Annotated in this window: 9 protein-coding genes and 1 tRNA gene; 5 read left to right on the top strand and 5 right to left on the bottom strand. The window is 70.8% G+C overall.

Translation table 11 applies throughout. From position 1 onward, the window contains the following. Positions 1 to 4 precede the first annotated feature (4 nt). Positions 5 to 832 (top strand): N-acetylmuramoyl-L-alanine amidase, encoded by an 828-nt coding sequence (locus tag ACFX43_RS08605; RefSeq protein ID WP_378819458.1) that lies wholly within the window; start codon positions 5 to 7, stop codon positions 830 to 832. Positions 833 to 851: 19 nt separating this feature from the next. Here ACFX43_RS08605 and ACFX43_RS08600 read toward each other — a convergent pair whose 3' ends face one another. After that, on the bottom strand, positions 852 to 2,600 hold the full coding sequence (locus ACFX43_RS08600) for a hypothetical protein (protein ID WP_378819455.1): 1,749 nt from the start codon (positions 2,598 to 2,600) through the stop codon (positions 852 to 854). A 468-nt stretch (positions 2,601 to 3,068) separates the two neighbouring features. Between ACFX43_RS08600 and ACFX43_RS08595 the strand changes: the two genes are divergently transcribed. Next, positions 3,069 to 3,145: transfer RNA gene (locus ACFX43_RS08595), tRNA-Arg, on the top strand. A 22-nt stretch (positions 3,146 to 3,167) separates the two neighbouring features. Here ACFX43_RS08595 and ACFX43_RS08590 read toward each other — a convergent pair. Continuing rightward, positions 3,168 to 3,791, bottom strand: coding sequence for a YitT family protein (locus ACFX43_RS08590; RefSeq protein ID WP_378819453.1), 624 nt, complete (start codon positions 3,789 to 3,791; stop codon positions 3,168 to 3,170). A 78-nt stretch (positions 3,792 to 3,869) separates the two neighbouring features. Here ACFX43_RS08590 and ACFX43_RS08585 point away from each other — a divergent pair, with 78 nt between their 5' ends. Continuing rightward, a complete protein-coding gene (locus ACFX43_RS08585) occupies positions 3,870 to 5,300 on the top strand; it encodes a PLP-dependent aminotransferase family protein (protein ID WP_378819450.1) in 1,431 nt (476 codons plus the stop codon). A 6-nt stretch (positions 5,301 to 5,306) separates the two neighbouring features. On the opposite strand, the gene ACFX43_RS08580 is transcribed toward ACFX43_RS08585, so the two are convergent. Then, positions 5,307 to 6,371, bottom strand: a complete 1,065-nt coding sequence (locus ACFX43_RS08580; RefSeq protein ID WP_378819447.1) for a DUF1152 domain-containing protein — start codon at positions 6,369 to 6,371, stop codon at positions 5,307 to 5,309. 115 nt (positions 6,372 to 6,486) lie between these two features. Here ACFX43_RS08580 and ACFX43_RS08575 point away from each other — a divergent pair, with 115 nt between their 5' ends. After that, the gene (locus ACFX43_RS08575; RefSeq protein ID WP_378819444.1) at positions 6,487 to 8,112 is read left to right on the top strand and encodes a long-chain fatty acid--CoA ligase; all 1,626 of its coding nucleotides are present in this window, start codon (positions 6,487 to 6,489) and stop codon (positions 8,110 to 8,112) included. Between the two features lie 5 nt (positions 8,113 to 8,117). Here ACFX43_RS08575 and ACFX43_RS08570 read toward each other — a convergent pair whose 3' ends face one another. Further along, complete coding sequence (locus tag ACFX43_RS08570; protein ID WP_378819441.1) at positions 8,118 to 9,212, bottom strand: tetratricopeptide repeat protein; 1,095 nt, start codon at positions 9,210 to 9,212, stop codon at positions 8,118 to 8,120. 326 nt (positions 9,213 to 9,538) lie between these two features. Continuing rightward, a complete protein-coding gene (locus ACFX43_RS08565) occupies positions 9,539 to 10,930 on the bottom strand; it encodes a sulfatase-like hydrolase/transferase (RefSeq protein WP_378819439.1) in 1,392 nt (463 codons plus the stop codon). Between the two features lie 182 nt (positions 10,931 to 11,112). On the opposite strand from ACFX43_RS08565, the gene ACFX43_RS08560 reads away from it, so the two are divergent. Next, positions 11,113 to 11,757 carry a hypothetical protein gene (locus ACFX43_RS08560; RefSeq protein ID WP_378819436.1) on the top strand — a complete coding sequence of 215 codons (645 nt, stop codon included), beginning with the start codon at positions 11,113 to 11,115 and terminating at the stop codon, positions 11,755 to 11,757. The last annotated feature ends 6 nt before the right edge of the window (positions 11,758 to 11,763 follow it).

Below are 11,763 nucleotides of genomic sequence, written 5' to 3'. Positions count from 1 at the left end.
CCCGATGGCCGTGAAGGAAGACGTACGCCGGAGGGCATCTCTCGCGGCTGTCGTGCTGCTCGTGCTGCCGGTGGCCGCGTGCAGCGCCGGTCGTGCTCCGACCTCGGGACCCGCCTCGTCCGCGGGTCCCGAGGCCTCGTCGACGTCGGCCCCCGGGGCGGAGTCGGCCGACAACGTCTTCGAGGGCGCGGTGGTCGGGATCGACCCGGGCCACAACGGCGGCAACGCGGGCGCGCCCGAGGTGATCAACGAGCCGGTGTGGAACGGGCGCTCGCAGAGCCCGTGCAACACGACGGGCACCGCGACCGACGACGGCTACCCGGAGACGGATTTCACCTGGGCCGTGGCCACGAAGCTCGCGGCCGATCTGCGCGAGTCCGGCGCGAAGGTGGTCATGACCCGCGACAGCAACGACGGGGTCGGGCCGTGCATCGACGAGCGGGCGAAGATCATCAACGACGCGAAGGCCGACGTCGCGATCGACATCCACGCCGACGGCGCGGCCGCCTCCGAGCGGGGCTACTCGCTGCTGATCCCGGTGCCCTCGGGCACCAACGACGAGGTCGTCGAGCCCTCGCGACACTACGCCGAACTGCTCCGCACCGAGATGCGGAAGACCGGGATGCCGCTGGCCTCCTACCTCGGTGAGGGCGGGTTCGTGGAGCGCGACGACCTGGCCGGCCTCAACCTCACCACGGTGCCGCAGGTGCTGCTCGAGACGGGCAACATGCGCAACGCCGAGGACGCGCGCCTGCTGAAGTCGGACCAGTTCCAGGAGCGGACGGCCGCCGCCATCAAACGGGCGATGGCGGCGTACCTCCGCTCACGCTGAGCCCAGGACTGAGCTCAGCTCAGAGCTTCGTCCACTCGACGGGCTCGAGGTTGTACTCCTCCGCGATCGGCCCCCACGCCTTGGCCGCCGCTTTCTTCGGGTCGTGGCTGGCCAGGCTGAGCGTGGTCGCCTTCTCCAGCTTGCCCTTGCCACCCACGCACTCGCCGTCGGCGTTGACCTTGCGCTTCTCGCCCCAGGCGGCGAAGGCCAGGTCGGCGTTCTGCGAGGTCATCCACGCGGACTCGAGGTTCTTGACGAGCTTCCGCGACCCCGGAAGGACGGCGGTGTCGATCTTGGCGACATCCGCAGCCAGCTTCTCGCGGGAGGCCGCGGCGTCCTGGAAGGTCTGGATCGCCTCGTCGATGTTCTCGCACGCCTCGAGGTCGGCCTGAGCGGCACCGATGGCCGCCTTGTCCTTGGCCGAGGTCTTGATGAGGTCGTCGATCTTCTTCGCCTCGGCCGCGGCACCGCCCTCGGTCGTGGTCGCGCCCTGGGTGGTGCCGGTCTCGGCGTTGGCGTCGTCGCCGTTGCTGTTGATCAGGCCGATGACGAAGGCGATGATCGCGACGACGACGGCCAGCGCGAGGACGATCAGGCCCCAGCGCTTGAGGTCGAGACCACCAGGTCCCTTGCCCTGACCGCGCTGCGGCTCGTAGCGGGCGTCGTAGCCGTTCCCGTACGGGTCGTAGCCCTGCGGCGCCATCGGCGGCGGTGCCGGGGTGTTGGGCCCACCGCCGACCGGCGGCTGCCCGACGAGGGTGGCGTCGGTGTAGGGGTTCTGGCCGTAGGGGTCACCGTACGGCTGGCCGAACTCGTCCTGGGACCGGTCCTGCGGCTGGCCGTAGGGCTGCTCGTACGCCTGGTCGAAGCCCTGGTCGGGGCCCTGGCCGTACGGCTGGTCATAGGGCTTGTCGTAGCCCTGCGACCACTGGGCCTGGTCCGGCTCGAGCTGCGGTGCGAGCGGGGCGTAGGCGGGGTCGCCGTACGTCGGGGCCTGCTGGCCCTGGTCGGGCTGGCCGAGATCGGACTGACCGTCGTCGTAGCGCGACTCGGGCGCCGGGGCGTCGAACTGCGGCTGCGGCGGCGCGAACTGCTCGAACTCGTCACGCGGACGGGTGCCCCCGGAGGCCTCCTCGTCGACGGCGTCGAACCGAGGGCTCATCGCGACTTGGGTCTCGTCCGGACGGACCGGCTCGGGCTGGCGTCGCTCGACCGGCGGCATCGCCTCGTGGGTCGCCTCGTAGGCCGCCTCGGGGGCCGGGCCGCCGAACTGCGGCGCGGGCTCGACGAAGGTCGGGTGCTCCGCGCTCTGGTGGTACGCCGCGGCCGGACGCTCGGGCAGCGGAGGCGCGGCCATGGGCTCCGGGGTCTGCGGCACCTGCGGTTCCGGCATCTGCGGGGTGGGCGCGGGCGCGGGAGCAGGCGGCTCGGGCGCGCGCTCCTGTGCGGCCGGCCGCGTCGGGAGATCCGGCAGCGGCGCGGGCGCGGCCACCTGTGCCTCGGGCTCGGGATCCGGCTCCGGGGCCGGCTCGGGCTCCTCCGCGACGCGCTTGCGCTTGGGCAGGAAGAGCGACTGCGACTGGGAGGCGAGCTCCGGCTCGAACTTCGGCGTACGCGCCGCCAGTCCGAACAGGCCACCACCATCCGAACCTGCCGGCGGCGGGGCCATGCCACCACCGAAGGCCGGCTGCTCACCGCTGGGCGCGGTCATGCTCAGCTGGGGCGCCATCGAGGCCCCCGGCGTACGCCTGACCTGCTCGAGCGGCAACGGGGCCGCCTCCGTGTCGGCCTCGGGTGCGGGCGCAGCGGCTCCCTGCCCACGCCTCGGCAACGACAGACCACCCTGCTCAGGATCGGCACCCCGCTGCGGCAGTCGCGGCGGTGCGACCGGCTCCGGTGCACCCTGCGACGGCGGCTGATGAGCGCTTCTGACGGGGGTCCCACAACCTGTGCAGAAGCGCATACCGGTGACGGCTGCACCGCACGAGGTGCACATGGACTCCATAGTCATGTCCGGGGACCTTACCGATGATCGGGCCCAGTCTCGAACCCTCGTGGTCCGCCAATCGGACACTCACGTCGACAGTGCGGGGACAGTGCACCCAAATACCCCCCACACCTTGGTAACACTCCGGCCAGCGTTTCGGATTCCGATGCACACAAGGGATACGGGCACCGGTAAGATCGTGCGCGGCCTGCGCAAACCCCCTTCCAGCGGGGTGCTCACACAGGCCACGCCTCCGTAGCTCAGCTGGATAGAGCATCGGCCTTCTAATCCGACGGTCACAGGTTCGAATCCTGTCGGGGGCGCCACAGGAAATTCGTGTGGGTTAAATCATGCACTCGCGCGTGTTTCGGCGGCGACCGCGGCGGCGTCCGGCCGCCCGGCGTACATCGTCCGGAAGAACGGCAGGGTGCGGTGCACCATCGGACCGATGAGCAGCGCCTCGGCAACAGTGCCGATGCCGACCATTCCGCCGAGGAGCCAGCCGGCCGCCAGCACGGTGATCTCGACGCCCGCACGGCAGAGCCAGACCGGGGCACCGGTCCGCTCGTGCAGGCCGGTCATCAGGCCGTCGCGCGGGCCCGGGCCCAGGCCGGGCGCGATGTAGATTCCCGTCGCCGCGGCCAGCAGGAGCAGGCCGCCGGTGAAGAGCGCGACCTGGGAAACCAGGTCCGACGGTTGCGGAAGCAGCAACAGGCCGATCTCCGCCGAGGTGCCGACGAGCAGGACGTTCAGCACGGTGCCGACGCCGGGCCGCTGTCGCAGCGGGATCCAGAGCAGCAGGACGACGAGCCCGATCAGGTTGGTCATCATCCCGAAGGAGATCCCGGTGATCTCGACGAGTCCCGATGCCAGCGTGTTCCACGGCGCCAGCCCCAGCGAGCCCTGCACGAGCATCGCGAGTGCGATGCCGTAGAGGAAGAGTCCAGTTATCAACCAAGAGAGCGACTTCACAGAGAGATCCTTCACGATCGCAAAGCCAATCACGGGTCCAATCGAAGGTAAAGAAGCCAATCACGGTAAGGTGGCCTCATGCCTCGCGGAAGAATCGGTGCCACTGCGCTCGCTGGCCTGCTCGGTCAGTGGCAAGGGGAGGGCCCGGCGTACGAGAACCTCGCCGAACGGATCCAGCTGCTGCTGATCGACGGGCGGCTCTCCGCGGACGTACGTCTCCCCTCCGAGCGCGAGCTCTCCGAGCGGCTCATGCTGAGCCGCACCACGATCACGGCCGCCTACCGCCGCCTGCGTGAGCACGGCTACGCGCTGAGCGTCCAGGGGTCGGGTACGACGACGAAGCTGCCACCCACCGCACCCGACTCGTTCACCGAGGGCGGCGAGATCGACCTGGTCAGGGCCACCCTGCCGGCCACCCGGCGGCTCCCGGAGGCCGCCGTCGAGGCGACCAGGCGGCTGGCCGACCACATGACCGGCCCCGGCTACACGCTGTGGGGCATCGAGGAGCTTCGCGCCGAGATCGCGGCGCGCTACACCGATCGCGGTCTGCCGACCGACCCCGACCAGATCATGGTGACCACCGGTGGCCAGAGCGCGATCGCCCTGCTCGCCCGCACCGTCATCAGTCGCGGCGACCGGGCCTACGCCGAGAGCCCGTCCTACCCCAACGCGTACGACGCCCTGAGCCTCGCCGGAGCCCGGATCATCACGAGTCCGGTGACCACCGACGCCGGCTGGGACATGCCCGCGATGGAGGCGGCCATCGCCCGGACGACCCCGGTGATGGCGTACGTCATGCCCGACTTCCACAACCCGACGTCTCGCTCGATGTCGACCGAGGACCGGCTCCGGCTGCTGCACGCCGCTGCGAAGGTCGACACCCTCCTCGTGGCCGACGACACCACCGCCGAGCTGAACATCGACCGCCCCCACACGTTCCCGCCGCTGGCCGCGATGGCCGGGGAGCACCAGGCCCGCGTCGTTCACATCGGCTCGGCGAGCAAGATGCTGTGGGGCGGGCTGCGGGTCGGCTGGATCCGCGCCGACCCGGTGCTGCTGACCCAGATCGCCAGCGGACGCTCGGCCACCGACCTCGGCACCCCGATCTGGGAGCAGCTGGTCACCACGATCCTGTTCCGGCACCTCCCCGAGATCCTGCGCGAGCGAGCCGACCAGCTCGCCGCCGGCCGCGCCGCGCTCTACCACGCGATGCGCGAGCACCTTCCCGACTGGGAGCTGCCGCCGCGTATCGACGGCGGCCTCTCCGCCTGGGTCGGCCTGCCCGCGCCGGTCAGCTCCCAGCTCACCCTCGCCGCCAGACCCCACGGACTGCTCGTCACCGCAGGGCCCAGGTTCGGGGTCGACGGCGCCTACGAGCGTCACCTGCGGCTGGCGATCACGCCCAGGCCCGAGCTCGTCCGGCGCGGGGTCGAGATCCTCGCCGAGGTCTGGCCGCGTGCCGCCTCCACCCCGGCTCTGGCCCTCACCACCTCCGAGGCCGTTGTCTGACCGGGCTCAGCCCCGGGCGAGGGCATCCAGGGCCCACAGCCCGAGCCCGTCGAAGCGTGCCGACTCATAGCTCGGTACGTCCCCGCTCGTCGCCTCCAGGAGCCGGCGAGTGGTGATGTGCGAGGCCCCTCGGGCCAGGCTCGCGTTCGCGACGTCGGCTGCGGTCACGGTTCGCGACGGGATCTCGCGACGCTCCCGGGCCCGCCGCCGCTCGTAGTCGAGCTCGTCGACGGTGATGCCGCGGATGATCGTCTCGGCGCTCCCCAGAGAGCGGGTGTTGATCAGCGCCTCGGCCAGCGGGAAGTCGTACGTCACGACGGCATCGAGGCGCCACACGGTCGCACTCGCCTCGCTCACCGGGACGGGGGTCTGTCCTCGTCTCATCTCCACGGCGCCCCGAAGGCCGCGCGCGGCTGCCGCGGCCAGCGTCGTCGCCTCGGTGGGATGCCAGCCGAGCGAGTCGCCGACCCGGTCCACGTCCGCGGTCCCCAGCGTTCCCACATGAGTCCCACCGAGCCCGCCGAGGATGGCGATCACCTGCTCGGCGGGGAGCTCCCCGTCCACGCCGGGGCCGACGACGGCGAGCCGCACCGGCAGGCCGCTGCGCAACGCCGCGGCCAGCGTGAGCGAGTCGGCCAACGGACTCAGCAGGCCGGGCTCGTCTCCCCGGGCGACCACGTCACCACCGACGTCGACGACCGTGAGCGAGTCGGCGCCGAGGGCCCGAGCGAGATGCTGGAGCTGCTCGGCGAGTCCGACCGCACCGTCCGCGAGGTCGTGCAGGAAGAGGCGCGCCTCGACGTCGCCGGCAAGCCGCGGCAGCACGGACCGGCCCGGAGGAAGGGTGTCCGTCGTGGTCGATATCTCCGCCCGGACACCATCGACCAGGCGGAGCCCGATGAAGTCGCCCCGTGAGCGCGGCCCGGGCACCGGGTCGATGCGGAGCCGTTCCCAGGCGCAGGTCGACACGAACACATCGCCGTCGTCCATCTCGGGCTCGAGGACCCGACGCGCCAGGAGCACGCCGAGCGCATCACCCCCACCACCGGCCGCGACGAAGAGAGTGCTCACGCAGACGATTCTGACCGCTGGGCATCCGGCGCGCCACCTGGTCGGCCGCATCGCCCGGCAAGAAGTTCGCGGGAACTCGTTGTGACGCGCGCCACGTTGGGTCACGATGTGCAGCATGCAAGGACTGATCCAGGACGCACCGCTGACCATCGACACGATCATCCGGCGCGCCGAGCGCGTCTTCCCGACGCGGGAGATCGTCACCAAGACCGCCACAGGTCTGGAGCGCAACACGTTCAAGGACCTGGCCGTGGAGGTACGCAAGCAGGCCACCGTCCTCGACCGGCTCGGCATCTCCGAGGACGGCCGGGTGGCGAGCTTCGCGTGGAACACCCTGCGCCACCTCGCGCTCTACTACTCCGTCCCCTGCACCGGCCGGGTGCTGCACACCGGCAACATCCGCTACTTCCCCGAGCAGCTGGTCTACACCTTCAACCATGCCGAGGACGAGGCCGTCTTCGTGGACCGGTCGCTGCTCGGTCTGCTGGCTCCGCTTCTCCCCCAGCTGACCACGCTCAAGCACGTGGTCGTGATGGATGACGGGGCGCCGACGCCGCTCCCCGACGATCCGCGGGTCGTCTCCTACGAGGAGCTGATGGCCGACGCCGAGGAGGCGGTGATCGAGGGCCGGGTCACCGACGAGCGCACCGCTGCCGGGATCTGCTACACCTCCGGCACCACCGGCAACCCGAAGGGCGTCGTCTACACCCATCGCTCGCAGTACCTGCACGCGCTGGCCTCTCTGGCCGGCACCCTCTTCGGCACCAACGACCGCGACCGCGTGCTTCCGGTGGTGCCCTTCTTCCACGCCAACGGCTGGGGCTTCGCCCACTCCTCCCTGCTGGCCGGCGCCAACCTGATCCTGCCCGGTCCCGACCTCTCGCCCGCCGGCATCATCAAGCTCCTCGAGGCCGAGAAGGTCACGATCGCGGCCGGCGTACCGACGATCTGGATGGGCATGGTCCCGCTGCTCAAGGACGCCGATCTCTCCTCGCTGCGGGTGGTCATCTGCGGCGGGTCCGCGGTGCCGAAGTCGCTCTCGGAGGCCTGGCGCGAGGCGATCGGCCTGCCGATCACCCAGGCGTGGGGCATGACCGAGATGTCGCCGCTCGGCAGCGTGTACAACGAGCGCGCCGAGATCACGGACCTCTCCGAGGAGGAGAAGGCCGACTACCGTACGTCCCCTGGCATCCCGGCCGTCGGCGTCGAGCTCCGCATCGTGGAGCCCGGGACCACCGACGAGCTTCCCTGGGACGGCGAGACGACCGGCGAGCTCGAGTGCCGCGGCCCGTGGATCGCGTCGGGCTACTACAAGGTCGACGCACCGACGTCGTTCTCACCCGACGGCTGGCTGCGCACCGGTGACATCGCTGCGATCGACCCACTGGGCTACGTACGCATCGTCGACCGCACCAAGGACCTGGTGAAGTCCGGTGGCGAGTGGATCTCGACCGTCGCGATCGAGAACCTCATCATGGGCCACCCGAGCATCGCCGAGGCGGCCGTCGTCGCGGTGCCGCACCCGAAGTGGGGCGAGCGGCCGCTGGCCTTCGCGGTGGTCAAGGACGGCGAGTCGGTGACCAAGGAGGAGCTGCTCGGCTACCTCGCCGACAACCTGGGCAAGTGGCAGGTGCCCGACGACGTGGTCTTCATCGACGAGGTGCCCAAGACCTCGGTCGGGAAGTTCTCCAAGAAGACCCTGCGTGAGGAGTACGCCGACTACAAGCTGCCCACGGCTTAAGGCAGTCAGCCCAGCTGCGCGAGGATCGAGGCGGACTCGACCCTCGCGCAGCGGGCGTCCTCGTCCTTCCCGAGGGCGGCGCGGGCGTCGGCCAGGTGGCCGAGCGCGTCGGCCAGGCCGGGCAGGTCACCGGCGGCACGGAGCTTGGTCACAGCCTCCTCGAAGTGACCGGCCGCCTCGTCGACGGAGCCGAGCTGCTGGTGGATCCAGCCGATGGTGGCGATGACGTTGCCCTCGCTGCGGTAGCCGGGCGCCACCCGGCGCAGGTCCGCGAGCGCCGCCTCGCAGTGACGGAGCCCGGCCTCGTACGCACCGTCGAGGGCCTCGTAGAGACCCAGCCGCCCGGTCGTCCAGGCCGCCCGGATCGGGTCGCCCGCGCGAGCGAAGACCTCCGCCGCCCGAGCTGCGTACGCCGCAGCCCCGGCATGATCGCCGGAGGCGGTGGCCACGGTGGCCAGCCGATGCAGGGTCTTTCCCTCGCCCACCAGGTCGGCGGACTCCATCGCCAGATCGAGGGCCCGGCCGAGGTGGTCGAGGGCGTCCTCGACGCGCCCCAGCCGCCCGCAGGCCGCCCCGGCGGCGCGGTGCATGACGCCGAGCCCGGCGGGGTCGCCGCCCTGCGAGACGCTGCGGCGCACACCCGGGAGCGCGGCCTCGGCCAGCGCGGCCAGCTCGATCCAGCGTCCCTGGAGGTCGAGCAGACGCTCGAGGGCACCGACGAGCAGCACGATCCGGTCGGGTGCGATTCCCCGGGCGACGGCGACGTCGATCACCCGGGAGATCACCGGCAGCTGGGTGCCGATCCAGGCCAGCGCCTCGACGCTGTCGCCGACGACCTCGGGGGTGACCCCGTCGCGCATCGGCTCCAGCGCATCGAGGTGGCGCTGGTGCGGGTCGTAGGCGCTGTGCACCGCCCGAGCGCTGAAGACGTAGTGGTCGATCATCCGCAGCTCGGCCGCCTCACGGACCTCCGCGGGCTCGCCGGTGGCGAGGTCGGCGGCATACTCCCGGAGCAGGTCGTGCAGCACGAACCGGGCGGGCGCGACCTCGGTCAGCAGGTTGGCCTCGGTGAGCTCGTCGAGCAGGCGACGGGCCCGCACACGAGAGATCCCGGCCAGGCTGGCCGCGGCCAGGACGGTGAGCGTCGGCCCGGGATGCAGGCCGATCAGCCGGAACAGCTCGGCCGCGGCATCGGGCAGGTGCTGGACCGACCACGAGAAGGTCGCCCGGAGGTCACCACGCCCGCCGCCGAACCCGTCCAGGCGGGACTCGCNGGGTTTTCCCCCCCCCCCCGACGCCGACGACGCCCGAGATCAAGCCTGCGCCGAGTACCCGTCTGACGTACTTGAACCTGGTGAAGTCCCCCATATTTCGTCACGGTAGTCACAACCGTCACTTAGTTACCAGTGGACTCGCCAGGCGTACGTCAGGAGTACGCCAGCAGGGTCTCGTCGATCTTCTCCCAGGCCGCACGGAGCTCCGCCAGATCCTCGGGCCGCTTCCGGGCCAGGTCAGCCTGCTCGCGTACGTCCTCGCTCAGGTCGTAGAGGTGGTCGGTGCCGTCGAGCTGCAGGTACTTCAGCGAGCCCCGGCGCAGCGCCCGCTGTCCGCGCATGCGCCAGAAGAGGTCTTGGGTCTCGCGCGGCCGGCCGCCGAAGAGGAGCGGCACCAGGCTGGTGCCGTCCAGCGGATACTCCGGCGACGGCGTCGCGCCGGCGAGCTCCAGGAAGGTCGCGGTCCAGTCGGTCGTGACCGCCGGCTCGTCGCTGACCTGGCGGCCGGGCAGGGTGCCGGGCCAGCTCAGGATGGTGGGCACCCGGATGCCGCCCTCGTTGAGGCTCGACTTCGCTCCGGTGAACGGCCACACGTTGGAGAACCGCTCGCCGCCGTTGTCGCTGGCGAAGAAGACGACGGTGTCGCGGAGCTGGCCGGTGCGCTCGAGCGCCCGGAGGACCTGGCCGATCGACTGGTCGAGGTCCTCGACCATGGTCTTGTACGTCGCCAGCGAGCCGCCGTCGTTGTGGAAGAGCACGCCCTTCTCACCGCCCTCGATCCGGGCGGTCAGCTCATCGCTCACCGCCTTGTCCTCGGGTCCCTCCCAGGGCCAGTGCGGGGTGGTGAAGTTGAGGTTGAGGAGCCAGGGGGCGTCGTGGTCGCGCTCGATGAAGCCGACGGCCTTCTCGGTGACGATCTCGGTGTAGTAGCGAAGGTCCTCGACCTCCACCTCGTCCTCGTAGAGGTCGTACGCCCCGTTGTGGCTGAACTTCGAGAAGTAGTCGATCCCGCCGGAGAAGTTGCCGAAGAACTCGTCCCAGCCGACCCGGGTCGGGCTGTACCAGGGCAGGAATCCGCAGTGCCACTTGCCGAAGAGCGCTGTCGCGTAGCCCTGGTCCTTGAGCAGCGAGGCCAGCGTCGGGTGGTCGAGCGGGATCCCGTGTAGCTCGTTGGGGGACGCGATCGGCTCCGGCAGCCCGCCGGCGAGGCGACCGGGGTAGCGCCCGGTGTAGAGGCCGAAACGGGTGGGGGAGCAGACCGAGGAGGCGGAGTACGCATCGGTGAACCGCACGCCCGAGGCCGCGAGCCGGTCCAGGTTGGGCGTCTTGATGTCAGGGGAGCCGTAGGCGGACAGATCGGCCCAGCCGAGGTCGTCGCCCAAGATGACCAGGAGGTTGGGCTTGCGCTTGGGCCGGTTGACCTTACGCGCCTTGAACGGGACCTCGGCGGCTGCGTTGGCGGGGGTGGCGAGGCCGGTGGCGGCGACCGCGCCCGCCCCGGTGGCGAGCAGGCTGCGTCGGCTGAACGTGCTGGGGGAGGACACCGTATAGCCTTTCTTTAGTGAATAACTACGAATAGAAGACTAGGTCGTGGTTCAGTCGGTGGGCAGAGGTCTCGGCTGGTGGACGCGACAGGACGTTGGTCCCGTTACATATGGGCCCTAACCAAACCCGCCTGGCGGCGTTACCTTGGTAAAGGAACGGATCGCCAAGGGGGTGGGGGCCTGTGCAGCAGCGACGCGATCGGGTGACGCCGGTCCTCTTCGCGATCACGGTCATGCTCGCGCTCACGGTCGCCGGGATCATCCATGTCGCTCACGGCGGCGAGGTGATCGGGCCGTTCGCGGTCGCCGACCAGGTCAGCTCGACCACCAGGCAGGTCAACACGCCCTACGTCTGCTGGGACGGCAACGGCTCCGGTTCCCTGACCCGGTGCCCGGACCCGCGCGGCACGGACGGCATGAAGTGGGTCTTCCCGGGCTACGAGGACGCTGCCCGGAGCGCTGAGTGCGCCCCTGGTGAGACCGAGGCGCGCGACCTCTTCGTGGAGTGCTCGATGTCCTGGCGCGGCTCCCAGGTCTACCTCCACTACGCCTACTGGAGCGAGTGGCGGACCGGCCAGAGGAAGTACGCCGCCATCGGCTCGACCCCGATGATCGAGCAGCGCCTCGACGGCGCGATGTCGCTGTTCTGGCGCCCGCGCCGGTTGCCCACCCCGCACGGCGAGGCCTCCTGGGTCACCGCCGAGATGGTGGAGGGTCACGGCTGGAGCGTCGCCGCCTACGCCGGGGACGGCGAGGTGGCTCGGCAGGCGCTCCACGAGTTCGGTGAGATCCGCGACCTGCGCGAGTGGCGCGGGCTGCCCCGCTGACGACTA

Origin of the sequence: Nocardioides sp. YIM B13467 (assembly GCF_042788075.1) — a bacterium.
In the GTDB taxonomy this organism is placed as follows: domain Bacteria; phylum Actinomycetota; class Actinomycetes; order Propionibacteriales; family Nocardioidaceae; genus Nocardioides.
Note: the sequence above shows the minus strand (reverse complement) of the source record. Positions and strands in the feature narration are given on the sequence as shown.